The sequence below is a fragment of the Archaeoglobaceae archaeon genome, assembly GCA_038734275.1.
In the GTDB taxonomy this organism is placed as follows: Archaea; Halobacteriota; Archaeoglobi; order Archaeoglobales; family Archaeoglobaceae; genus WYZ-LMO2.
Window position 1 is genome coordinate 88857 of the sequence record JAVYOO010000002.1, and the last position, 24898, is coordinate 113754.

General features: G+C 40.0%; 26 protein-coding genes and 1 tRNA gene. 16 read left to right on the top strand and 11 right to left on the bottom strand.

Annotated elements, in window-relative coordinates; genetic code table 11:
* Positions 1-3 precede the first annotated feature (3 nt).
* Entirely contained in the window at positions 4-993 is a 990-nt protein-coding gene (gene amrS, locus QXI54_03065; protein MEM0302135.1) for an AmmeMemoRadiSam system radical SAM enzyme, read from the bottom strand.
* A 36-nt stretch (positions 994-1029) separates the two neighbouring features.
* On the opposite strand from amrS, the gene QXI54_03070 reads away from it, so the two are divergent.
* Complete coding sequence (locus tag QXI54_03070; GenBank protein ID MEM0302136.1) at positions 1030-1428, top strand: hypothetical protein; 399 nt, start codon at positions 1030-1032, stop codon at positions 1426-1428.
* On the opposite strand, the gene QXI54_03075 is transcribed toward QXI54_03070, so the two are convergent.
* Positions 1425-2297 carry a hypothetical protein gene (locus tag QXI54_03075; protein ID MEM0302137.1) on the bottom strand — a complete coding sequence of 291 codons (873 nt, stop codon included), beginning with the start codon at positions 2295-2297 and terminating at the stop codon, positions 1425-1427. The genes QXI54_03070 and QXI54_03075 overlap by 4 nt on opposite strands.
* Positions 2298-2333: 36 nt before the next feature.
* Positions 2334-3374, bottom strand: coding sequence for a 4Fe-4S dicluster domain-containing protein (locus QXI54_03080; protein ID MEM0302138.1), 1041 nt, complete (start codon positions 3372-3374; stop codon positions 2334-2336).
* Positions 3375-3509: 135 nt separating this feature from the next.
* Here QXI54_03080 and QXI54_03085 point away from each other — a divergent pair, with 135 nt between their 5' ends.
* The 11 genes from QXI54_03085 (at position 3510) to QXI54_03135 (ending at position 18021) form a co-directional block, all read left to right on the top strand.
* Positions 3510-5534, top strand: coding sequence for an acetate--CoA ligase family protein (locus QXI54_03085; protein MEM0302139.1), 2025 nt, complete (start codon positions 3510-3512; stop codon positions 5532-5534).
* A 484-nt stretch (positions 5535-6018) separates the two neighbouring features.
* Complete coding sequence (locus tag QXI54_03090; GenBank protein MEM0302140.1) at positions 6019-6702, top strand: tyrosine-type recombinase/integrase; 684 nt, start codon at positions 6019-6021, stop codon at positions 6700-6702.
* 159 nt (positions 6703-6861) lie between these two features.
* Complete coding sequence (locus tag QXI54_03095) at positions 6862-7008, top strand: hypothetical protein (protein ID MEM0302141.1); 147 nt, start codon at positions 6862-6864, stop codon at positions 7006-7008.
* 109 nt (positions 7009-7117) lie between these two features.
* Entirely contained in the window at positions 7118-7306 is a 189-nt protein-coding gene (locus QXI54_03100; GenBank protein ID MEM0302142.1) for a hypothetical protein, read from the top strand.
* A complete protein-coding gene (locus QXI54_03105; protein MEM0302143.1) occupies positions 7278-7598 on the top strand; it encodes a hypothetical protein in 321 nt (106 codons plus the stop codon). Before QXI54_03100 ends, QXI54_03105 begins: the two co-directional genes overlap by 29 nt.
* Positions 7599-7753: 155 nt before the next feature.
* A complete protein-coding gene (locus QXI54_03110; protein ID MEM0302144.1) occupies positions 7754-8362 on the top strand; it encodes a methyltransferase domain-containing protein in 609 nt (202 codons plus the stop codon).
* 407 nt (positions 8363-8769) lie between these two features.
* The gene (locus QXI54_03115) at positions 8770-10149 is read left to right on the top strand and encodes a DUF499 domain-containing protein (GenBank protein MEM0302145.1); all 1380 of its coding nucleotides are present in this window, start codon (positions 8770-8772) and stop codon (positions 10147-10149) included.
* A gap of 490 nt (positions 10150-10639) precedes the next feature.
* On the top strand, positions 10640-11923 hold the full coding sequence (locus tag QXI54_03120; protein MEM0302146.1) for a hypothetical protein: 1284 nt from the start codon (positions 10640-10642) through the stop codon (positions 11921-11923).
* The gene (locus tag QXI54_03125) at positions 11923-12294 is read left to right on the top strand and encodes a hypothetical protein (protein ID MEM0302147.1); all 372 of its coding nucleotides are present in this window, start codon (positions 11923-11925) and stop codon (positions 12292-12294) included. The genes QXI54_03120 and QXI54_03125 overlap by 1 nt, the downstream gene beginning before the upstream one ends.
* An 8-nt stretch (positions 12295-12302) precedes the next feature.
* Complete coding sequence (locus QXI54_03130; protein ID MEM0302148.1) at positions 12303-14909, top strand: DUF1156 domain-containing protein; 2607 nt, start codon at positions 12303-12305, stop codon at positions 14907-14909.
* A 55-nt stretch (positions 14910-14964) separates the two neighbouring features.
* The gene (locus QXI54_03135; GenBank protein ID MEM0302149.1) at positions 14965-18021 is read left to right on the top strand and encodes a helicase-related protein; all 3057 of its coding nucleotides are present in this window, start codon (positions 14965-14967) and stop codon (positions 18019-18021) included.
* Here QXI54_03135 and QXI54_03140 read toward each other — a convergent pair.
* Both QXI54_03140 and QXI54_03145 read right to left on the bottom strand, forming a co-directional pair.
* Positions 18018-18371, bottom strand: coding sequence for a hypothetical protein (locus QXI54_03140; protein ID MEM0302150.1), 354 nt, complete (start codon positions 18369-18371; stop codon positions 18018-18020). The genes QXI54_03135 and QXI54_03140 overlap by 4 nt on opposite strands.
* Before the next feature lie 405 nt (positions 18372-18776).
* Positions 18777-18849, bottom strand: a tRNA-Thr gene (locus QXI54_03145).
* A 96-nt stretch (positions 18850-18945) separates the two neighbouring features.
* Here QXI54_03145 and QXI54_03150 point away from each other — a divergent pair.
* Positions 18946-19095 carry a 50S ribosomal protein L40e gene (locus QXI54_03150; GenBank protein ID MEM0302151.1) on the top strand — a complete coding sequence of 50 codons (150 nt, stop codon included), beginning with the start codon at positions 18946-18948 and terminating at the stop codon, positions 19093-19095.
* Here the strand turns inward: QXI54_03150 and QXI54_03155 are convergent, their stop codons facing one another.
* Both QXI54_03155 and QXI54_03160 read right to left on the bottom strand, forming a co-directional pair.
* Positions 19096-19542: a cytidine/deoxycytidylate deaminase family protein gene (locus QXI54_03155; GenBank protein ID MEM0302152.1), complete on the bottom strand. Its 447-nt coding sequence runs from the start codon at positions 19540-19542 to the stop codon at positions 19096-19098. It abuts the gene before it with no gap.
* Position 19543: 1 nt separating this feature from the next.
* Entirely contained in the window at positions 19544-20275 is a 732-nt protein-coding gene (locus tag QXI54_03160) for a TatD family hydrolase (protein ID MEM0302153.1), read from the bottom strand.
* Between the two features lie 91 nt (positions 20276-20366).
* On the opposite strand from QXI54_03160, the gene fen reads away from it, so the two are divergent.
* Positions 20367-21374, top strand: coding sequence for a flap endonuclease-1 (gene fen / locus QXI54_03165; protein ID MEM0302154.1), 1008 nt, complete (start codon positions 20367-20369; stop codon positions 21372-21374).
* Positions 21374-21883, top strand: a complete 510-nt coding sequence (locus QXI54_03170) for a MogA/MoaB family molybdenum cofactor biosynthesis protein (protein ID MEM0302155.1) — start codon at positions 21374-21376, stop codon at positions 21881-21883. The genes fen and QXI54_03170 overlap by 1 nt, the downstream gene beginning before the upstream one ends.
* Here QXI54_03170 and QXI54_03175 read toward each other — a convergent pair.
* From QXI54_03175 to QXI54_03190, 4 genes are all read right to left on the bottom strand, one after another.
* Positions 21867-22040: a hypothetical protein gene (locus QXI54_03175; protein ID MEM0302156.1), complete on the bottom strand. Its 174-nt coding sequence runs from the start codon at positions 22038-22040 to the stop codon at positions 21867-21869. The genes QXI54_03170 and QXI54_03175 overlap by 17 nt on opposite strands.
* 15 nt (positions 22041-22055) lie before the next feature.
* The gene (locus QXI54_03180; GenBank protein MEM0302157.1) at positions 22056-23414 is read right to left on the bottom strand and encodes a sodium:solute symporter family protein; all 1359 of its coding nucleotides are present in this window, start codon (positions 23412-23414) and stop codon (positions 22056-22058) included.
* Position 23415: 1 nt separating this feature from the next.
* Positions 23416-23559, bottom strand: a complete 144-nt coding sequence (locus tag QXI54_03185) for a hypothetical protein (protein ID MEM0302158.1) — start codon at positions 23557-23559, stop codon at positions 23416-23418.
* Positions 23560-23625: 66 nt separating this feature from the next.
* A complete protein-coding gene (locus tag QXI54_03190; GenBank protein ID MEM0302159.1) occupies positions 23626-24513 on the bottom strand; it encodes a dihydroorotate dehydrogenase in 888 nt (295 codons plus the stop codon).
* A gap of 101 nt (positions 24514-24614) precedes the next feature.
* On the opposite strand from QXI54_03190, the gene albA reads away from it, so the two are divergent.
* Positions 24615-24884, top strand: coding sequence for a DNA-binding protein Alba (albA, locus tag QXI54_03195; GenBank protein MEM0302160.1), 270 nt, complete (start codon positions 24615-24617; stop codon positions 24882-24884).
* The last annotated feature ends 14 nt before the right edge of the window (positions 24885-24898 follow it).

Consider the following 24898-nt stretch of genomic DNA (forward strand, 5'->3'; position numbering starts at 1 on the left):
AATTTACCATATTCCATAAATTTCTCTACCACAATCAGGGCACTTTCCCTGCCTAATCCTCTTCTCCAAAACCTTATAAGAAAACCTCCTTATGAGAATCTTTCCGCAATTCGGGCAAAAAGTATTCTCGTATCTGTGTCCGGGGACGTTTCCAATATAAACAAAGCTTAATCCTTCTTTTCTAGCTATATTTACAGCCATCTCCAGTTTCTCTAACTCTGTTGGCTTTTCCCTAAAGAGATAAGCCGGAAAATACCTCGTGAAGTGTATCGGGACTTCGCTGTTCGCAAATTTTAAATGGTTTCCAACAACTTCCCTAATGCTCTCTTCTGAATCGCTAACATTTGTAACAAGCAAATTGACAATCTCAACATGAATTCCGAGCTTCAAGGCCTCTCTAACGATTCGCCAGACGTTTTTAACGCTTACAGAAAGAAACTTTTTGTAAACACCTTCATTGCCCTTAACGTCAACTTTAATAGCATCCAATCCTGCTTTTTTCAACTCTCTCAAAGCCAGAGTGCTCATGTAGCCATTTGAGACAAGTGATGTGAGTAAACCGTTTTCTTTGGACAATCTGAAAACATCGAGTAGAAATTCGAAAAGTAAAGTCGGCTCGTTTAAGCTCCCGCAGACGCTCAAGTCTCCACTCTCCAAGGCTTTTTTTACGACATATTCTGCAGTGAGTTCGAAACCAGAAGGTAGTGTTCTAGAAATCCTCCAGTTCTGGCACCAGGGGCAGTCGAGGTTGCAGGAAAAAGTTGAAAAGGTCATGCTCGTGCTTCCAGGCTTGAAGTGGAAAAATGGCTTTATCTCAATCGGTCTGCTTTCGAGGGCACTCAATTTGCCATAAGTTAGAGTAAATAGTCTCCCTTTAGTGTTTATCCTTACTTTGCAAAAACCTGATTCACCCTCTTTGATCTTGCAAAATCTATGGCAGAGCTGACAAATCACAAAATCCTTGCAAGCTCTAAATAACCTTGCCTCCCTCATCGATAAAAATATAATCCCTTATGGAAAAATATTTCTGTGAAAGTCAAGGATGCGCCAAAAACAGCTACTTCGGTTATCGTTAGATCGACTGCAACCGCAAGAGTGTCGCAATCTAAGAACCCCATGCTTGAGCTCATGCGTAGGATTTTCAGAAAGGAAGAAGTTGCAATGAAAGCCATTAAATTTTTGAACCTTGTAGAAGAACGGCAGAAAGCTGGAAAACCTTTGAGAGTTGAAGAATGGGATAAAATTCTTGAAGAACTCAAAATGGCTCGCTCATCATTTTATTCTATGAGAAACAAGCTTCTCGGAGCAGGTATGCTTTCAATCCGAGATGGAGAATATTCTCTTTCTGGGGCTTTCAGTAAGGATCTCGTGGATATGGCAAGGTGGTGGTGGGTTGCTGTGCTAGGCTATGATCCTGAAAGTCTTTAGCCTTGGTTTTGTTCTTTCATTTTCTTTATTCTTCGCTCGATTTCTTCAAGAAGTACAATGTCACCGGAAGCAAGCGTTTTAGCTTCTTCAAGCTTATTAATATCTTTTGCTTCCTCTCCCCATTCCATTAAAAGCCTTACAAGTCTCCTTTCTATTTCTGGCTGCCCTTTGAGTGCCGAATAGATCTCATAAGCTTTTGAGTAGTTTCCTATACTTTCGTATATTTCTGCCATTGCTATCCTTGCAGACGGGATATCCTTGATTTTCAAAGCCTCTTCTATCTTTTTCAAACCTGTTTCCGGATCGCTTGCAGAGATCGATTTTCCCCAATCAAGTAAAATGTATGCCTTTACTGTAAGCACTTCTTCGGAAGCTGGGAGTATATTCACTATTCTGATGGCTCTTGCAAAATCCTTTGACTCCGAGACTTCTAGTGCGTGAAAAAGAAGCTTTTTGATATAGTTGTTAAATCCAAACTCCTTAAAAGATGTTACAAGCTTTGCAGCCGTCTCGAATTTACCAAGAGAGAGCCTACTTTCAATCGCTTCTTTCAAAAGCGAAAAAACACTCTGAATAGCCCGTCTTTCCTTCATTTTGGCGAGATAGTCAATTCCTGTAAGAAAAATGTTTAAACCTTTTTCTTCGTCTTCTTTTTCAAGATATCTCGAAATTTTTTCTGCAAGCTTTGTCGTGAACAAAAGTGCAAAATAGTTATCTTTAATTAGAACAAGATATTTCTCAGCCTTTTCAGGTTCTTCAAAAACCTTTTTTAAAACTTGCACAACATTGGGATCCTTTGAGATCGTTCTCAAAATTTTTTGGTCATCTTCGTCCAAAAATTTGCTCAAACTTTGAGTTAGCTCATCCATGCTGCTTTGATAAATCTTAAAAATAAAAAGCTTTTGTTAGGGTGGTATAAATTCCGGAGGTCGAACCGCTTTTAGTTTAATCGCATTCTGTTTGCATCCAACAACGCAAACCCCGCAACCAAAGCATTTTTCTGATATCACCTTTGCCTTGAATTTCTTGCTCCCTTCTGGTTTGTATAACTCTATGGCATCGAAATGGCATCTTTCGATACAAGTCTGGCAACCAGTGCATTTTTCGACATCTACAAAAGCTTCATACCTGCTCTTCTCAATTATATCGAGCATTCCCCTCTCAGCGAATTTTGCAGAGAGGAAGAACTCACAGCAATCGCCACAGCAGTTGCAGTTAACTGTCACTCTGCTATCTACCATTTTTGATGTGTTTGCCCAAGTATGAACAAGTCCATCTCTCTCGATCTCATCTACCAATTTGAAAGCTTCCTCAATCGAAATCTGCTTTCCAGAACCCCTTTCGATCACGTATTCAGCCCCCCTACCAACCTGAATGCAATGCCAAGTGCTTTCATCGGTATACTTGCAACCCTCTCCAATGAGCATCGTGACGTTTCTGCATGAACATGGCACCACTGCAATTTTGTTCTGAGCCTTCAAAAGCTCCTTTATGTTCTCGTGCGGAAGAACATCTGGGAGATCTTTTATTGCATGGTAAGCTGGCACTACACGCCAAACTTTAACTCCTAAAAACGATAAAACCTGTCCAAGGGTTTTATAACCCTCTTCGTTCATGAAATCGCTCCAAAGCTCTGCAAATTTTACGTCTTTAACTTTTTGACTTGCAAGCGTTGCATCGTGGAGTTGAATCAGATCTCTTGCAAATTTGAAGTATTCTCTGTTTTTGAAATCTCTTGGGAAAACAACTCCTTTTACGAAGAGATCTTCAAGTATTTCCTTTACTCTCTTCTTATCCATTCCAAGCTTCTTTGCAACTTCATCTATGCTCCCGGGCAAAGCCGAAGCTACTTTTGCACTTTCTTCATCCATTAAATACTCAAGTATTTTCTTAAGCCTCTCGGAGTTTGGAAAACCGAGATTTTGCATTAATGTTTCGTAGCTCATGAGATACGGGGAATGGGAAAATATTTAAGAGTTTGTGTCTTTTCCCGACTATTTTTATTATGCTTCCAGATTTAATTTCCGAAGACAGAAAAAGATTTTGGATATCTTTATAAATTGAAACTCTCAAGAAAAGACATGTTGCTTGAACACGAAGCCAAAGAAATCCTCGAAAAGTATGGAATAAGAACCGCAAGATGTATTTTTGTTGATAGCGAAGAAGGTGCTGTTAGAGCTGCGAAAAGTATTGGATTCCCAGTTGCCATGAAGGTAGCTTCGAGAAAGATCGTGCATAAGAGTGACGTTAATGGTGTCAGACTGAATGTGTCTTCTGAAGAAGAAGTGAGGAGAATTTTTAACGAACTCATTAAAATTGAGGGGGCAGAAGGTGTTAATGTTCAACCAATGCTCCCTCCCGGAATAGAAGTAATAGTTGGTGTTGCGGAAAATGAACAATTTGGAAGCATAGCGATGTTTGGCATTGGCGGGGTTTTCGTTGAAGCTCTCAGAGATGTCTCATTCAGAATTTTGCCCATAACAAGAAGGGATGCGGAAGAGATGGTTAGAGAAATAAAGGGTTATAAAGTTCTGCAGGGGTATAGGGGTAAAAAAGTGGACGTTTCCGCCATCGTTGAAGTGCTTTTGAAGCTCAACGAGATAGTTGAGAAAGAGAACGTAGTAGAGATGGATCTAAATCCGATTTTTGTTTACGAAAAGGGCTATGCAGTAGCAGATGCGAGAATGGTTGTTGGCAAAAGAAAAAGACTTGACTATCAAGCGGGAGATTTGAGCTTATTCTTCAATCCAAAAAGCGTGGCGGTCGTTGGCGCTTCCGCAACCATAGGAAAATTTGGATACAACATCGTCTGGAATCTCAAACAGCACGGATTTAAAGGAAAGATATATCCAGTGAATCCAAAGTATGACTACGTCCTTGAATATAAATGCTATCCAAGCGTTGCTGATGTTCCTGATCAGATAGATCTTGCCATTATAGCGGTTCCTGCTAAATTCGTGCCCGAAATTCTAAGTCAATGTGCAAAAAAGGGCGTTAAGGGAGTAGTAATAGTTAGTTCCGGTTTCAGTGAAGAAGGAGAAGAAGGGGCAAAGATAGAGAAGGAAGTTCTTAAGATTGCAAAGCAAAACGGAATAAGGATCTTCGGACCAAACACGACTGGCATTCTGAATACCGAAAACGGTTTAATAACTTCCTTTGCTCTATTGCCTTATATAAGAAGGGGCAATATTGGCATTATTGCCCAAACGGGATTATTTTTGGGATTGTTGATGGAAATAGTAACCACAAATCATCCAAGCCTCGGTTTCAGCAAGATCGTTGGCTTGGGGAATAAAATCGACGTCGAGGACTATGAAGTTCTAAACTTTTTGATCAGGGATCCAGATACTAAGGTTATAGGCATCTATGTAGAAGGTTTCAGAAATGGAAGAGCCTTCTACGACGCTGTAAAGAATTCTGAAAAACCCGTAGTAGTTTTTAAGACTGGCAGAAGCGAATACGGTAAAAAAGCTGCTTTAAGCCACACTGCAGCGCTTGCAGTGGATGATCAGGTTTTCGATGCATTTTGCAAGCAGGCAAACGTTGTCAGGGTTTTCAGCTTCGAAGAGATGTTTCAGGTATCAAAAGCCTTCTCGCTTCAACCCCTTCCAAAAGGAGACAGAGTTGCCATAGTCCATTACACTGGCTCTGGCTGTGTTCAGGGTGCTGATGCTACTTACTTTGCAGGATTGAAGCTTGCTGAGTTCGAAAATGAAACGATAAGAAAGATAGAGTCAGTAAACCCGAGCTGGCATAGAGTAAACAATCCTGTAGACATATGGCCTGCTGTTGGCGAAGTTGGAACTCAGAAGGCTTACGAATGTGCAGTCGACGCCTTGATGAGCGATAAAAACGTTGACTCTGTCGTCGTTGCTTTTTGGAGCAGTCAATCGCTTGGTGAAGTGTATCAGCCAGACTACAGAAAGTTAAAGAGCTTTGGAAAGCCGATATACTTCGTGGTTGAAGGCTCAAAAGAGGGCGTCTTTGAGATCAAAAACAAACTTGAACTGAACGGATTCCCAGTTTATCCAGATGTGATAACTGCAATAAATGTTTTAGGAAAAGTAACAGAGTATTCCAGAAGGAAAGGTTCAAGAGATCGTTGAAGCCTAAAAAGCTTATCAAGATTTTTTAAACTTCGAGCAAAATTTTGCGAAAACGATTCAATTATGCAAAGAGTTTAGTCATAAAGTAGCTTGAAGATTCCAGAAGAAAGTCATGAGCGATTTGATTAGCCTAATCCATTAATGGAGTTAGAAAAAGCACGATAGAGATAGTTTGTATTTGGAAGAAAGTAAGCCGCCGGCGGGATTGAATCGAAAGGTTTAAAGCCGTAAGACTTTTAAACCCCTTCACAAGTTCAATGTAGAGTATCAGCGAGAGCTTGATAGAATAAGTAATAGTAGTTTCAGTAGCGAAGAGAAGGATCTCATATTACGTTTTGCAACTGATCTCAGAATCGAGGGCATTAAGATTCCGAGAATAATTCGCTATCTAAGCACTCTCAGAAGAATTCGAAGCTGGAAGGACAAGCCATTCAAGGAATGGAACAAAGAAGATCTTAAAGAAATTGTTTTGAAAATTGAGAGCATGAATTACAGCGTTCAGACGATAAACGAGTTCGGAAAGGGAATAAGGAAGTTCTTCAAGTGGCTGAATGGCAAGAACTGGGAAGGGCTTGAGATTGTAAAAGGAGACAGAAAAGACGAAAGAAAGCCAAACGTTCTGACTGAGGAGATCTTCAGGATGATTGAAGCTGCAGCAAATAAAAGGGACAGAGCTATAATAGCGGTTGGCTATGAAGCTGGGCTTAGAATCGGAGAGCTTTCTTCGCTCAGCTGGAAGAACGTAGTCTTCACGGACTGGGGAGTTAAGCTTAAAGTGAGCGGTAAGACTGGCGAGAGATTTATTCCAGTGGTGATGTCAGCTGGCTATCTGCGAGAATGGCTGCTTGAGCATCCGAGCTACAATCCAAAAACTGGAGAAATCGATCCAGAGAGCCTTGTATTCGTCAGGATCAACGGGAAAGATGCAGGAAAGCCTATGACTTATCAGATGTTTGCAAAGATAATAAAGAAAGCGGCAAAGAAAGCTGAAATAAACAAAAGAGTTTATCCGCACATTCTTAGGCATTCGATGGCAACTGTTTTGGCAAATCATCTCACTGAGCAGCAGCTCAGCCATTACTTTGGCTGGGTTCAGGGAAGCAGTATGCCTGCAGTTTATGTGCATCTCTCAGGCAGAGACATAGAGGATGCAATAAAGAAGATCTAAGGCATTGAAGTTGAGAAAGGCAAAGATGATAGGTTTAAGCCAGTTAAATGTCCACGCTGCGGAGAAATAAATGTCCCGAATGCGAGATTCTGCTTCAAATGCGGGCTGATACTCGATGAAAAGGAAAGGCTGAAGGCTCAGCTCGAAGAGAGCAAGGCAATGCCAGAGCTGATGACAAAGATTCTTGAAAATCTCACACTGCGGGAGAGATTTAAGGTTGCAATGGAGCTTGTTGAAGCTCTCGATGGGAATCCGAAGGCAATGGAGAGGCTTTCGAAGATAATTGAAGAGCTGATGAGCGTCTGATTCTGATTCTTTTCGCTTTTAATTTGCCGAAAAACAGTGAAAGCTTTATATACTTTTAGTGTGTAAGTATATATAAAAGTATAAATAAAATAACCTAATATATTATTTCATGGTATCGAGAATTGAGAGGGTGAGATCTGAAAGGCTTGAGATAGAGTTGCTGAAGAGAATGATCCTTTTTGGCTCGCCCGCAGCTAAGGCTGCGGCATTAACGATCTTCGATGAAAAGACTGGTCATAGGCTGATCAGAAGGCTGAAGGAGGTTCTAAATGAAGAGAACGGGGCTATTCATCCGTAGATTTCTGCTTAAATACGGCGAGGCATACGTGCACGAGATGTGGAAAGCTTACTGTCGCCACTGCAAGGATTATGGCTACAGCTCGCCAAGCAGACAGAGCTTTGGCAACTACGTATGGATGCTGAAAAAGCTCGGGCTTATCCGATTTCTTAGATCTGAAGTAGGGCAGAAGGGTGCAATGAGACACTATTACGCTTTGAATCGCAAAAGGATTTATGATGCAGCTTGGAGAGATCCAGTCAAGGCTTTGGGGTTCAGGAGCAGAGCGGGAAAGAAGGCAAGAAAACGGTAAGAAATTTTTATGATTGTTTTAATAGAGCCGATAAGGAGGCAAAAGTGAGCTGAAAAGAAGCCTTTAGATCATATTTAGTCATTTTTTGTAATGCATAGGGAGAACTGTTTTATAACTATAATAAATTTTATAAAGTTCGAGTATTTATTAATTTCATGCATAAACTCATAGATAAGAAAAGACCTTGGTGGTCAGAAACTTGCAGCGAGGACTGTGGAGAGGATATCTGTATGTCTGCAAATGCTGCTATAAACAGAGAAAAGCGTTTAGAACTTCATCCTTCAAGACCTCTGAAGATTGCCCTGAACAAGGGACTGATTAATGGTAAAGTTTTGGACTTTGGTTGTGGATATGGAGTAGATGTTGAGTATCTCAGAGAAATTGGCTATGAAGCTTTTGGTTATGATCGCTGCAGACTAAGATTCGGTAAATACGCAGACAGAAGCGTTCTGAAAGATGATTTTTACGATACAGTTACAAACTTCTACGTCCTTAACACAGTTTATCCAGAAACCAGAATCGAAGTGCTTAATGAAATTAGGAGAGTTCTGAAGAAAAATGGAACAGTTCTTGTTGCTGTCAGAGACGTGAGTGAGGATAAAATCATAAAGGGTATACCCTATCTTGATGGCGTTGTAACCAAGAAAAAGACTTTTCAGAAGACTTTTGATAGAGAAGAGCTCGAGAAACTGCTCGAACTCTTCTTCTCAGACGTGGAGTTAATAAGCATCTTTCCTCTTATGATGTCTGCCAAAAAGCCATGAAGGTATATTTGCGCATTAGATTTTTAGATATAGTTCATTTTTCTTTCTTCTTTATTTGGTTTGTTTTTCTGACAACATGTCCTTAAAGCAAGTTACGATTGGAGAACCCTAATCGACGTTTCAGACTATGTATAACCAAAAACCTCTTTTATGCATCACTCGACGGATTAGGCGTCCAGAATAGGCGAAATATGATTGAAGAGAAAGATATATAAAATAAGTTGATAAATTAAAAATGTGGGGTGACAGGTAAAGATGCGAATGGGGAAGTTTATCAAGACGGCGATAGGAGTCTTCAACTCTTACTGGTGATCTTCAAGTTTGCACTACTTGTTATGACAGACATAATATTTCGGTAAAACAACGAAAATCAAAAAACATAAATTTAAGACTGTATAAAAAAATTTATGGGGTTACAATATACTTCTCTTAAAGGGGCGATCCAACAAAGAAAGATAGTCTTCGATGATGAGCTGGTTGCAATTGCCTCAGATCCTTTTGCAGATATTAATGAGGCTATATTCGAGGTGGAATTCTCCAATTTCTTGAATGGCACTGCACATCGAATCTATTTGGATCCCCGTGAGTATTTCAGGAGAACACACTTTACGGAAGATATGAAAAATATTATTAAAAAAGTTCTATCAAGAGTTGCTTCCATATCTGACGAATCCTATGCAATAATTCTTGATACCACTTTTGGTGGAGGTAAAACCCACACACTGCTTGCGATTTACCATCTGTTCAAGAATAAGGACGTGGCAATAAACTATCAGGAGGTAAAGGGGATTTTAAAGGATTTACAACTTTCTGTAATACCAGAAGCGGAAATAGTTGCGATTGATGGTCACAACATCGATCCGAAAGAAAATATTTGGAATGTTATCGGAAATAAGCTTGGTGATGCAAATTTATCCTCCCGAACTACTCCGCCTACCGCAATAGAGGTAGAAAATGCGATTAGAAGAGTTGGAAAGCCTGTTATCTTCCTGATAGATGAGCTTGTGGTGTATATATCTAAGATAGCTGGAGATGAGGCACGAATAAGCCAGAACAAAGCATTTATCCACTCATTGTTTGTTGCACTTGATGCAACGAGAACCTCAATAGTGGTTTTAACAATTCCAGAGAGCGAAGCTTACAAGAAAAATACGGAAATAATCAAAAGTGTGGTAGAAATAGCTGAACGAGGAGCAACTAAAATCGCTCCAATTGCAAAAGAGGACGTCATTAGAGTTCTGAAAAAGAGATTCATAAAAGAGATCGACGAAAACTTTGCAAAGGAAGCCACAAAAGAACTAAGAAGTTTTTACATCACGAAATTGGGATTAACTGAAACCTTCAGTGAAAAAAGGCTGACTGAATGTTATCCATTCAATCCTGAATTAATAGAAGAAATCTTTTTTGGGAGGATAGGGCTATACGAGGGTTTTCAGCGAACAAGAGGAATTTTGAAGATAATGGCGAGAGTAATAGTAAATCTCCTCAGGCATGTTGATGAGCTTCCAGAAAGCACTTATTTCATCTCTGTGGGAGAAGTAGATCTTTCCGATCCACAAATAATGAGAAAGCTAACTGATAAAATATTTGGAGACAAACTTGATCAGGTTGTTCAGACAGACATAGCCACTGCAGAAGGAACTGCCCATACACAGATAAAAGATGGAAAAAAGAGATTCGGAAACTATACAAGGATCGCAATCGCAGTTTATCTGTATTCTTTGATTCCAGAGGAGCCAAAAAAGGGAGCAAATAGCAAGTTAATAGCAAAAGCTTTGGGGGGATAAAACTCTCGATCCGAGCACGATTGATAGCTATCTTGAAAAGCTATACGATGAGGTTGCAACCCATATATTCAGAGCTGAAGGAACTGACAGATATTACTTTAAAACGGAAGAAAATCCAAGGGCGATTGTCAGAAATACCGCAAACGATGTCAAAGATGAGGAAGTTAAACTGCATCTGCAGAAGCAGTTTATAGCCAGAATAATACCATCCACGGAAACGATTGCGGTAAACATCTTTGAAAATGAGATAAAAAAGGATAACACGACTCCTCATAAACTCAACATTTTCGTTATAGACTACGAAGATGTCTTAAGGCGATATAAGGCTCTAAAATCTTCAAAGGAATTTGAAAGTGCTGCGAGCGATGTTGTAGCAAAGGAAATCTACAGAAGAATTTTCTCCGAGCTCGTTTCGACTACGACACCCAACAGAAATACGATTACACTCCTATTCCCCGATGTTGAGCTTATTTTACCTTTTGTTAGGGTTATGAAGGAACTGATTGCGTGTGAAAAGCTGAAAAAAGAGAGAGCAAAGGATAAAACGTTTTTGAAGGAACTTGGAGAGATCCAAAGCAAGATCTATTCGAAATCAGCCCAGATGCTTATAAATTTGTATTCACAGGTAGGGTTCGTATACAAGAATGATCAAACAGTTAAAAGGCTAACGCCAGTTACCTACGATGAAAGAGCAAAATACACAGAAAGGATATTCGAAGACCTCAAGAAGTTTGGAAAGGTTCTCGATTCTGTCAGCATTGACTACGTGCACGGTATTATCGGTTCAAGAGATCACATAAAATTCTCGGAGTTTATAAACGTTGTAGCAAGTTCCACAGGATACCTATTTGTCCCCTTGAAGAATTTGAAAGATAGCATAACAGAGCTTGTAAAAAATGGAGAGATTGCTATTTACAAAGGAGATATCTGCGAGCCTGAAGACGTCGATCTGGAAAAGAGTGAGGAAATAATCAAAAACCTGAAGATTGGGGTTTCAGCTGAGCTCAGGGATTCAGATTATCTGGTTAAAAAGAATTTTGCAGAACAATTGCTTGAAGTTGCAAAGAGAAAGAAAGCGGATAAAGTCGTTGAAAGAATTTTGGAAGTTATGGGAAATAAGAAATACGTTGATTTGTCTTTCATTGAAAGTGAACTTCCAGATATGAGCAAAAAGGACATCGTAGATGCCATAAGCAGATCTCAAAAACTCGAATTTTTTGGAGGTGAAACTTCACTCATCGAGAAAATCGAAGCTGGGGAGAAGCTCAGCCAAGAAGAAGCGGAAAAAGTTCTATCAGCTTTTGGCAAAGGAGATTACGTCTTCAGAAAAGATTTTGCAGAAGAAATCAAGAGTAAATTGGAGATAAAGAAACCTCCTCCAATTCTTCCGCCCAGAGAAGAGACCTTAAAAATTGATGAGTTTTTAGCAAAATTCGAAGATTTGAAAGGAAAAAGAGTAAAAATGGTGAAAATAAGTGGGAAGGGATCAAATTCGCTCAAAGAAGATTCTCTCAGCGTATCGGGAGCCGTTTCGTATCTGGGTTTAAGGGGAAAAATGAAGGTGAATGTGAAGGGAAATGTTGTTTTTGAATGCGATTGTGGGCTTGAAAAGATCGGAGTTTTGAGCGAGATTCTAAAAAAGATCAGTGATCTGGATTCAAAGCTGGATTACAGCTTACAGCTCGAAATCGATGCGGAGATAACGGAAGACTTCAGAACTGTTCTGGATGAGCTAAAGAACACTAAATCCGATAAAGTTCTGAAGGTGGGATGATGCTTGCGATAAAGAACACGATCTACGAGCTAATTGAAACCCCTAAGTTCATTACCATGTATGAGTGCTATTTGAACAGAGAGAAAAGCTACAGAATCAAAATTGCCTCTGCTTCATCTTGGAGAAAAGATGCAGTTAAAAAACTGATGAAAGAACTAAAGGTTGCGAATAAAACCGATGAAGTCGATACCGCAATGAGAATCTATGTTGCGATTAAGGTTCTGAACTCGATGAAAAAGGCAGAATTGAGATACAGGCTTATAGATGTAATTGTCAATCTCCCAGCTGAGGAGGTTTTCTTTTGGGCGTGGAAGGTTACTGCAACAAAAAACGGAGTTCAGGCTTTTAAGGTTCTCTACGATCTTGCGTAGGTGGTTTTATGAGGCTGATGATCGAGGAGTTCATACCTGTTGAAGAAGTGAGCAAGGAGGCAAAGAAGGAAAAGCTTGGAAACGCCAAACCACCAACAAGCGAGCTCCACTACTGGTGGGCAAGAAAGCCACTAATTACTGCAAGAACTGCGGTGTTTGGAGCTTTAATTTCCAAGGAAAATATGCCCGAAAGTTATAAAGATGATTTAAAGAACAGTCTGCTTCAGATCCTTGGAATTCCTAAGAACATCGAGAAAGGAGAGAGAGCACATAAAAAGGATCCCCCAGCGGATTTTTTGAGGAATGGAATAATAAAAACATGGGGGGAAGTTCCAGTAGTTCTCGATCCCTTTGCTGGAGGAGGATCTATACCTTTCGAAGCGCTCAGACTTGGATGTGATGTCGTTGCGGTGGACTACAACCCTGTGGCATATCTGATTCTGAAGGCAACGCTTGAGTATCCGAAAAAATATGGTATGAGGCTTTATTACGATGTAAAGAAATATGCAGAGCAGATTTTTAGAGAGCTGAAAGAGGAGCTTGGCAGATTCTATCCAAAGCACGATGGAAGAGATGTTGCTTCATACATATGGGCTTGGGTCGTGAAATGCCCGCGCTGCGGATTTGAGACCCCGCTCGTTGGAAAATGGGAGCTTGCAAGAAAAAGTAAGAAGATGCTTTATCTAAGCTATAAAATTGAGGGAGAAGATTTAAAGCTGGAAATTAAAGAAGGTGAAGCACCCGAAGGAAATGCCTCGGAAGGAAATGGTATTTGCCTGAAATGTGAGGCTCCAATATCTAATGAAGTTATTGTTAAGGAGATAAGAGAAAAGGAAAAGGAGAGAATGCTTGCAGTAGTCCTTCTTGGTGAAAAAAGAAGCGGAAAGCTATACGATCTACCAAATGAAGAAGATCTGAGGGGTTTCGAGGAAGCAAAGAAGGAACTTAAGAACAACTGGTTCAGGCTATACAGACAGGGTTTAATTCCAGATATTGAACTACCGAACGATAATAGAAGGCTTTCAAACAAAAATTACATTCCAAAGTGGTATCAGCAATTCAATCCAAGGCAGTTGCTTCTGGTAGCAAAGTTTGCGGAAAAAGCGAAGAAAATCGTTGATGAAATAGCGGAAAAGGACGAAGAGTATGCAAAGGCGGTTGGAGTTTATCTATCCACGATCCTTGCAAAGCACATTGATTACAACAGTAGGGGAACGAACTGGCATTCATCATATGAAGTAATTTCCCATACGTTCACAAACAGGGGAATAGCGATGATGTGGGATCACGCAGAAGTTAATCCATTTGTAAAATCTTCAGGAACTCTTGTGGGAATGATAAACGATGTTCTCGATGCGCTGAAGTATTCGATAGAAAAGCTGTCATCAACCAACGGAAGGGTTGAAATAATAAATGAATCCTCTGCGTCATGGAAACCTCAGAGAAAATTCAAGGTAATAGTAACTGATCCACCGTATTACGATGATATTCCCTACGGGGAAGTGAGCGAATTCTTTTACGTGTGGCATAGGCGAATTTTGGGAGATCTGTTCGAAAAGGAGTCGAGATATTTCAAAAATGAAAAGATAGAGACGACAGAAGAGCTGGATGTTGGCGGGGATAGAGATAAGGATTTCTTTAACAATCTATTCATCAAAACCATGCAAAACATCCATGATCTGCTCGATGATGATGGAATCCTCGTTCTTTTCTTTGCACACAAAAGTCCTGAAGCATGGTATTTTGTTCTCGAAGCCTTAAGAAATGCGGGATTCAAAATAACCGCTACATTTCCGATTCATACTGAGAGCACGGAAAACCCGATTGCGAGAGGGAAAAAGGCGATATATCACAGCCTAATAATTTCCGCAAGAAAAAGAAAAGAGGATAAAGTCGGGATAATAGAAGAAATCTTGCCAGATATCGAGCAAAAGATTTACCAGAGGGCAGAAGAGCTTGAGAAATACGGAATAAGGGGTTCAGATCTTCTCGTGGCATCTATGGGGGTTGCGCTTGAGGTTTTAACGTCCTATTCAGAGATAAAGAGCTACTCTGGAAAGATAACCGCAAAGAATGCGATTGAGATAGCGCAAACGATGATGGCAAAATACATTACAAGAAAAACAATTGGGGAGGAAGCAGATTCCGTGACAACTTTCTACGTTTACTCCCGTCTAAACGGGATGGATACTATGGATTACGATACCGCAAATCAGTTCATTAAGAGCCTTGGGCTGAATGAAGAAGATCTTGAAATGAGAAAAATAATAGAAGTCGGAAAAGAGAGGGGTAGAAAATCGGTAATCCTTCAGGACTACTACAGGGGAGATTCAGACATAGAGATCGCTGGCTACGATACGATAACTGGCAGTAGCCTGATAGACTGGGTTCATAAAGCTTTAAGGGCTTACACGATTCAGGGCATGAAGGGCTTCGATAAAGTGATAAGCGAGTCTCCTTACTCGAGAGGGGCGATAATAGGTGTTTTAAAAGCACTTGCAAAGATCAGAGAAGATCCAGAAAGACAGAACGATAGAGAGGCGGTTAAAGCTTCTGAGATTCTTGAACATCTAAGATCTCTCGATTCAAGTCTTGAGAAATGGGGGATAAAATGACCTTCTGGATCTTTAGCTCTAACTCGCTTGAAAGCATCAAAGAAAGGTGAGAATTATGTCCTTCTCCCTTTTCAGAGTAGCGACAGATTCCTACTACATCTTCACAAAATACCATTATGATCCAATTAGCGTTCTTGCCTCCTCTAAGATAAATTTGCTTCCCTATCAGCTTGAAGATTTTCTTAACTTACTCGATCTGGCGGATAGCGGTATTCCTGTAAGAGTTCTGATTGCATATGAAACCGGACTGGGTAAAACGATTCTTGCAGGTCTTTTCATCAAAGAGATGATTCTAAGAAATCCAAACACGAGAGTTCTCATTTTAACTCCACCAAACGTTCAGTATCAGTGGCAAGAAGAGTTGAAAAACAAATTCGGCTTAGAATTTCCAATTTTCAGAGAGGTTGACAGAGAAGGAAAGGATCCACTCAGCGAAAATTGGCTTATAGCCTCAATGGATACATTAAAAGGCGAGAAATGGCTGAGAAAAGTTTCAGATTACAAATGGGACATCGTAATCGCTGATGAACTACACAGAGCAACCATAAAGAATAGACGGGCTCAACTTATTCAGGTCGTGAGAGATAGAACAAGACACTTGCTCGCTCTTACAGCCACTCCTCATGACGGTAAAGAAGAACAGTTCATTTTTAGGCTTAGCCTGATAAATCAGAATGTAGATGAACAAAATTGGGAAGAATTCCTCAAAAAATACACGTTTAGAAGAAGAAAAAAGGAAGTTCTTGATCTTGAGGGTAGGAAAATCTTTCCACAGAAAACTTTTACGAGCACGGTGGAGATAGAGCCCGATGAGGATGAAAAGGAGTTTTACAGGGAAGTTGAAGAATACATAAGAAACTACTACAGACTTGCTGATCAGGAAAACGATAGATCCATTGGACTTGTGGCAACAATCGTTGGAAGAGCAGTCTCTTCGAGTATCTGGGCAGGAGTCAAGGTTCTTGAAAACAGGTATTGGAGACTATTCGAGGGTTTTGCTCAGCAGCTTGAGAATGCCGAAGAAATTCTGAGCGAACTTCTCGAGGCTGAAGAAGAGGGTGATGATAAAAAGCTTGAAGAGATTAGAATGAAAATAATCCAGAGCGTTTCAGCAAATAAAGAGCTTGTTGAGAAGGAAAAAGAAATACTGGAAAAACTCATCGAAAGAGGTAGAAAGCTGATTGAAAAAGGAGAAGACAGAAAAACTGAGATGCTAATAAAATTGGTCGATGAGCATCTGAAGAGAGGAGATAAAATCGTTCTCTTCACTCAATTCCTTGCAACTCTCTTCCATCTTGAAGAGGTTCTTGGTAGAATTTACGGAAAAGACAAGATTTCGATTGTTCATGGTGGAATGACCCCTGAGGAAAAGAAGTTTGAAATTGCGAGATTCTGGAACGATGCAAAAATAATCATCGGAACCGATGCTCTTGGCGAGAGTCTTAATTTACAGGCTGGAAACGTGGTAATAAATTACGAAATTCCATGGAATCCTGTGGTTTACATTCAGAGAGTCGGTAGAGTTTACAGATACGGACAAAAGAAGGACATTTACGTTCTAAGCATGCTACCCGTTTTCAAAATCGAGAGAAGGGTTTTGGAGGTTGTTATAAGGAAGGTCGAAACAATCGAAAAGGAGTTCGACATTGGAAGTGTCGAAATAATTGGAATGATAATTTCGGAGAAAGACGTTGAGAACGAGATCTGGAGAGCATACGTGGAGGATAGAATCGAAGCAGCTGGAGAAGATTTAGTCAGAAAGTTTGATGCAGGAATGAATCTCATCCAGAAGATCAGATTGGTTCTGGAAAAAGCTGAAGCAGCTAAGAGGCATGTAAGAGCTGAAAAAATCCTTGAAGGGAAAAATATTGCTGAAATAATAACCGAAGATGATCTCAGAAAATACCTCTATCATTTTAAGGAAGCAGGCTTTGGAGACGGAAAGTTCCTTGATGAATTCACGTTTTTCGAGATAAAAAATGGTGCTATTGAACCAGTAAAAATACTGCTCGAGAATAAAGCTAAACCAACAAAAGCTAAGATTCTCGATTTGAAGGAGACCAACTTCATCAGTGAAAAAGAATTGAAACTTGATAACCCAGCGATACTGAAAGCCCTTTACATAGGAATGTGTCAACGGGGATTCGCAATTTTTGCGGGAGACGAAGAAGGTTACGGAGAAGTCAGAATTCTGAAGCTGTTTGACTTCTACGAAGAACCGTTTTATGAGGTTCCAGTTGTTGTTTTCAATGGATATGCCAAGCCTTTCAGCTTCCTTAGAGCACTCGAACCGATATTAGTTTCTCCTGAAGTGGAAAAGGAGATTTTAAAACAAATTTCTTACAAAGTTAGTAGGTTTAATGAAGCTTTTATAGATAGCAGTTATATCGAAGAACTCAAAGAAGAACAGAGGTTGTTCCTAAAGGAAAGGATGAACAGGTTGATAGATGGATTGAATATAGAGATAGAGTATCATCGGAGACATTTATCCGAAGAATTCGCTAAAAAGAAAATAGAAGAGCTTGAAGAGAGAAAGAGAGAAGAATTCAAAAGGATTTTGAGAATAAATGAGAAAATTTCAGAACCCGTAGCCACATTCTACGTTATTCGGGCTGAAAAGTTAAGGGAGATCTTAGAGGAGGTAGCTGAGAAAATTAATAAAAAGGAAGTATTCGAGGAAGTTGCAAGAACTGTTGAACATTTTGATCCAGAACTCTGGAGAAAGAAAAGAGAAGTAGAACTTGCAGGAATGAGGCTTGTGATGAAATACGAGAAACAAAATGGAAGAGAACCGATTGACGTTTCTGCTGAAGGCAGAGGATATGACATAGAGAGTTATGATCCAAAAAGCAAAGAAAAAAGGAGAATCGAGGTTAAATCTTTCAAAGAATTGCCAGAAAAGATCACTTTCTCGGAGAACGAATATAAGGCAGCAAAGTTCTATGGAGATAGCTATTACCTCTACATAGTAAAGCGTGCTTTTGAATCTGAGGAGAAAGAGAATTATTCAGATATTGAAGTTATCCAAAATCCTGTCAGCAAACTCAAGTTTGAAATAGAATGGAGACCATACTATACCTGCGACTATCGGAAAACTAGTGGTGAGGTTTAAATCTGATATCTATCCATGGAAACGTTATCGGGCTTATTTATCCAAACCCTAAGCATGAGATCTTTTCCTTCTTGAACGACCTGCACAGCCGAAATCCTTTTTATGTTACAGATCTCTCTGTCTAACTCGATCAGAATATACCTCACGAAGGAGCCCTCAATGATCTCGTCCTTCTCGTATTTCAGCGCAGCCAATCTAAGGGGAATCTTATGATCTGGTTCTCTCTCAATTTTGCAGTTTTTAAGACCGATCGCAGATAGCAGTTTTCCCTCAAGGCTTTTGGTGTCCACCAAAGGACTCTCTGCCTTTCTACCCTGTTTTTTCTCTTCATGAGATTGAGAAATCACCATTTTGAATTACCATAGTTGAATGGTAATTTTTATAAATTCAGATCTAATTACTAATATGACCAAAGTAACTGGAGTAACTTTTCCAATTCCAAAGCTTTCATCTAATTTTTTGCAATAGGTAAGATATCTTACATTCAATCCTGCCAGAGAGCTGCATTACAGAATTATCTTCTTCTGATAGATTTTGATAGAGTTGCATGAACTTGCAGAAGAGTATCGATAAGAATTCGTCTTATGATCTCTGCTGAAATCGCTTAATAATTGTAAGATATCTTACCTTTGAAATTATAAAAAATTTAAAACATCGAAAGATTTTTATATTTCGTGGGTAAAAGCTGTAATGTTGAAACTGGGAATGATAGTAACTCTAAACAGGAAAAGCTCGGTTTTAAACCTTTATAAATTAGCCGCCGGCGGGGTTTGAACCCGCGACCTGGTGATTACGAGTCACCCGCTCTTCCAGCTGAGCCACGGCGGCAGTATTATGATCCTGTAGGCTTTCATTTTTTAAGCTTTCCGCAACAAGTTTTTATGATTTTGGAAGGGTTTATATACTCAACATAGCACTCAATTCATGGCTAGATTCCCTGAAGCTGAAGCAAGGCTCTTTAATGTAAAGATATGCATGAGGTGCAATGCAAGGAATCCGATAAAGGCAGAGACGTGCAGAAAGTGCGGATATAGAGGCCTAAGACCAAAGTCAAAAGAGAGGAAAGGCAAGTAGTTATTCACGTGGGAAATATCTTATTTCTACTCCAGCTTCTTTGAGCAGTCTGAGTCCATTTTTATCTGCATATTCTTTACCATAGACGACGCACTTTATTCCGGCATTTATTATAATTTTTGCACATGTTATACACGGGCAATGGGTTGAGTAAAGAGTTGCATTATCAACGCTTATACCAAACTTCGCTGCCTGTAATATCGCATTCTGTTCCGCATGCACTCCTCTGCAAAGTTCTTGTCTTTCTCCGCTCGGAACACCAAGCTTGTCACGCATGCATCCAACTTCATCGCAGTGAGGTAAATTTGAGGGGGCACCATTATATCCAGTTGCGAGTATTCGCTTATCCTTTACAATCACTGCTCCTACTTTCTGCCTTAAGCAAGTTGAGCGTTTTGCAATCACTTTTGCAATCTCCATAAAATACTCGTCGAGACTTGGTCGCATGCTAAACACCCAAAAATTCTTTAGCGTTCTCAAAACAAACCTTTTTTGCTTCTTTCCCCAATAATTTCGCTGTGTCCGCTACGGTTGTCACCAAGTTATGACCAAAGCCTGCATCGCTGTTGATTATACATTTATCTGTCTCAATCTCATGCAAAATCCTTACAGCGTCTTCAGGAGTTAACTTTCCAAATTGAACTGTAAGACCGATCCAAAAACCGCTTTTTGCAACAATATCTAGATTTTCGTAGTTTATGTGGTCGATCAAAGCGAGTTCTTCCGGAAAATTCAGCTTTTTTAAAATTTCTAAAGTTTTCTCTGTTAAGATTTCTTTATTTTTGCTTGGTGTGTGGATTACACACGGAATATCCTTTGCAATTGCTATCTTCAGCTGTTTTTTTAGGACTTCCTGTTCAACCTCGTTTCCAGTTTCAAGCCCTATCTCACCAAAGGCCATCCATTCGTTTGCTTCAAGGTGTTCGATCACTGTCATATAGTCCGGGGGAATACATCTCGGATGAATTCCCACAGCATGGAACATCTGTAAACCTACCAAGGAGCAACGAAAATTTTCGAACTCTTCAAGCCGTCTGAACTCATCTATGAGCGTTTGAGGAAAAAGTGGTTTTATTGGGTAAAAACAGAGACTACAAATATGCGAAACCCCGCTCTCTTTCATTTTTTTCAGTTCCGAAAGTCCAAGCCCCTCGCTATGAACATGGGGGTCGAAGAACATGAATTTTAACTACCTCTAAGTAAGATAAATCAATCGGTTTTAGATGACATTGATCGTAAAAAGATTTAAAATCATGATGAGAATTTAAAACATGGGTGCAGAGATCGGAGATCTACTTGAGAAGGAAGAAGTGGATCTCAGTTATTTTTCTGGTAGAAAGATAGCGATTGATGCTTTTAATACTCTCTACCAGTTTATTTCAACAATAAGACAGCCTGATGGGACCCCACTTAAAGATTCACAAGGCAGAATTACTTCTCATCTTTCGGGAATTCTCTACAGGGTAACAAACATGGTTGAAATCGGAATAAGACCTATTTTCGTATTTGACGGTGAACCACCCGATTTTAAAAAGGCTGAAATAGAAGAAAGAAAGAAAAGAAGAGCTGAAGCCGAGGAGAAGTGGGTTGTGGCAGTTCAGAGTGGGGAAGAATATGCAAAGAAATACGCTCAAGCTTCTGCAAGAGTTGACGAATTCATAGTTGAAAGTTCCAAGAAGCTTCTGAGCTATATGGGGATTCCCTTTATTCAGGCGCCAAGCGAGGGTGAAGCTCAGGCCGCACATATGGTAAAAAAGGGGGACGCCGATTTCGTTGGTAGTCAGGATTACGATTCACTACTCTTTGGAAGTCCAAAGTTGGCAAGAAATCTTGCAATAACTGGGAAAAGGAAGTTGCCGGGAAAGAACATCTATGTTGATGTCAATCCTGAGATTATATCCCTTGAAGAGAATTTAAAAAAGCTTGGAATAACGAGAGAACAGCTCGTGGACATAGCAATCCTCTGTGGGACTGACTATAATGAGGGGATCAGGGGGGTTGGAGCCAAGAAAGCTTACAATTTGATAAAAACATACAGAGACGTATTTAAAGCTTTAAAATCTCTAAACGCTGAGATTGAAAATCTGGAAGCTATTAGAGACTTCTTTCTCAATCCCAAAGTTACTGACGATTACAGAATAGAATTCAAGGAGCCCAATAAAGAAAAAGTCATTGAAATGCTCTGCGAAGAGCACGATTTTAGCAATGAGAGAGTTGAAAAAGCTCTCGAAAAGCTCAAAATAAAGCCGGCACAATTCACATTGGAAAGGTGGTTCTGATGCACGAAAGAGATTTGGATTATAAAGTGGCAATAATAACGGTTTCAACCTCGAGATTTAACAGATATGGTGCGCTAAGAGGAGTGGCAAATATACCAGAAGACGATGAGTCAGGAGTGCAAATTTTTAATGCTTTTAGGGATAAAGTAATGGATTACCTTCTTGTCTCTGATGATATAATGCAGATCAGGTCAGCGGTTTTTGATGTTTTGAAGATTGCAGACGTATGCATAATCACGGGCGGAACGGGACTTAATCCAAGAGATCTGACGATTGAAGCTCTTGAAAATCTTTTCGATAAGAAAATCGAAGGTTTTGGGGAGATCTTCAGGATGCAAAGCTTTAAGGAAGTCGGTTATTCCGCTATACTTTCAAGAGCTACAGCAGGTATCATCAACGGAAAAGTTGTTTTCTGTCTGCCTGGCTCAAAAAAAGCGGTTCTGCTTGGTTTAGAAATAATCAAAGCTTCTTTGAAGCACATTCTGAGTCATGCTAAGGGTCTGGCTTAGAAAAAATCCCCTTCTTTTTAATCAACCTTCTGCTACCGCAAAAAGGGCAGTATAGATTAGGAATATGCAATGGAGCGGAATAGCTTGTTGTTCTTTTCACATCTAAGTCAAATTCTGAACCACATCTTGCACAGTAAATGTTTTCTATTTTGGTCATAAGAAAAAATTAAGTTTAAGCTTTAAATCTTTTCTCAAACACCGCTGTTACAAAGAATACAGCAAAGGACACAATGAGAACCCAGATGCTAATCGGAACTCCAAGTGTTGCTTTTGTGTAAAACATGGCTATTGCTGTGGAGAATCCAGCGATTAGAGTAAGGCTTGCAGAGAGCCTACCACCAATTCCGAAATGGAAAACTCCCAAAATAAGTGGAAGCTGACAAAGAAGGATCGTAGAGCTCATAACTGCCAAATCAACGATGTAAGCTGGTTTGTGGACTGCAAAGATTGCAATTGCTGAGGTTATTACAACAACAAACAGCCTCCCCGCCAACACGCTTCTATTCTTGAGCAAATCTCTCGAGAACATCGAAGAAAGTGTGAGAACAATGGAATTTGCGGTTGTGATCGCTGCTGCGAATATGCTCATGCCAATTGCAACAGCAAGCCACTCTGGGATCATGTTTAGAAAGGTAGGGGTAACAAGATCTCTGTTTACAACTTTTGGAAAGCTTCCGTATTCAGTCAGCAACCTAAGTTGAAGTCCGAGCAGTGTCACGAGAATTGTATAGACTAAGCCGAAGAAACCGAAAAGCACAACCATTCTTCTAAGGCTTTTTTCGTCCTTAGGAATAAAGATTCTCTGAAAAACCTGTGGATTCGTCAATGCAAAGAAGAACCATGGAAGAGTGTAGGAAACAAATGTGATCGGAGTCCAAAAGGTATTTGGAACGTATAAAAGTTCTCCAAGCTTTGAAAAATCGGAATTTGCTGGAACCATGGAAGAAGCATAGAATACCGCCAGAATCGCCATAGAAAGCATGAAAAGCCCAAAGACCGCATCAGTCCATGCAACGCTCCTTAGTCCTCCAAGAAGAGCCCAAAGAGCGATTATGACTGCCGAAAGCATTACTCCAGCTTCAAAGCTCATGGAATTACCAAGCAAAAAAGAAATGCCAACGAATTGAATTGAAGTGTATGGAATTAAAGCTATTGCAACCACAACAGCCATGATTTTTGCAGTAGTCTCGCCATATTTGCTCGCAATAAGGTCTCCTGGAGTTACTAAGCCTTTTTCTTTTCCCAATTTCCAGATCTTTGGAGCATAGTATGAGAGAAGCAAAAGGGTGCCCACAAGGTAGAATAACTCAAACCCAAGAGCCCCAACTCCAGATAGATAAGTTAAGCCGACAAGACCGACCATCATGAATGCTGAATAGGTTGTTGCTGCATAGGTTAACGCAGATACAATACCGCTGACATTTCTGCCAGCTATGTAGTAATCTTCGTCTGTCGATACTTTCCTTTTTGCGAGAATCGCTATCAACGTGCCGATTATCAAATAGCTAAGCAGAGCGTAAACCATTAGCATATTACCACCTCGAAAATGCTATGTATGCCAAGTAAACTGCTGAAACTATGCTCCAATATAGATAAGTGGTCAGATCTAAGCTTTTTATTGCCACAAATGGAATGCACATCACTAAAACCACGATCAAACCCTCTAAAGCCTTCATCGAACGATCGTTCGATGTTCTGTATAAAAGTTTATCGGTTTGATTTATTAAAATTAAAGTAGTTGGTTATCTTGAATTGTGTGCGACACCAATTAGATCGGAGATCTTGCAGTCATTTGCTCTTAAAAATGCTATTAAGCTTTCTTTTATGCTATAGAAGACTCTTTTGCTGTAATAAACCGCTGAGCCGATCTGAACAGCCTTTGCACCCGCCATTATGAATTCCAGAGCATCTTCAAAATTCGTGATTCCGCCACAGCCTATTATGGGGATTTCAAGAACTTTGTAAAGATCATATACGGACTTCAACGCTATTGGCTTTATTGCGGGTCCGCTAACGCCTCCAGTTACATTGCTTAAAACGGGTTTTTTAGAGATTATGTCTATCTTCATTCCCGGAATCGTGTTTGAAATAGCAATCGCATCCACTCCGGCATTTTCAAGCTCTTTTGCGAGCTTAACATAATCGTGCATCACAGAAATTTTTGCAATAACAGGTTTTTTCGTCGCTTTTTTCATTGCCTTGACGATTTCGCAAGAAAGCTCAATATCTTTTCCAATTTCTATTCCCGCTCCCTTAACATGGGGACAGCTCAAATTGAGCTCGAAAGCGTCTGCAATTTCAAAAATATCAGCCAATTTTGAAAAATCCTCTGGACTTTTTCCGTAAAGGCTTACAATTAAAGGACAGGCTTTATTAAAACTCTTAAGTTCTTCCGCAAAGATTTCCGCTGGAGGGGAAGCTAAGCCAACTGCGTTTAGCAAACCACACTTCCAGTTTATGACCGTCGGATTCTTGTAGCCTTCTCTGCCCTCAATGCTCACGGATTTCGTCACAACCGCTCCGGCATCCTCAGCAATCTCATTTAGAGAAGAAGCATAACTTCCAAGAACTCCACTTGCTAGAATTAGCGGATTTTTTAGCTTCATACCCAAGAGCTCAATTTCGAGCATATTTCAAAGAAGATCAGAAAGTTATAAGTTTGTCGATTGAGAACGAAAGATTAATATAACTCTCCATACTTGTAGCGGAAAAACGAAAAGGAGGGATAAGAATGGCAGAGAATTCGGTGTTTGTTGGAAACAAACCGGTTATGAATTATGTGCTTGCAGTATTGACGCAGTTCAACAGCGGTGCGTCAGAAGTTTCCATAAAAGCTCGTGGTAGGGCTATAAGCAGAGCAGTCGATGTGGCAGAGATCGTCAGAAAGCGCTTCTTGCCCGATGTCGATGTAAAGGATATAAAGATCTCAACCGAGCAGGTTAGCAGTGAGCAGGGGACTGCAAACGTCTCCGCAATTGAGATTACTCTTTACAGAAAGTAAATTTTTATTTTATT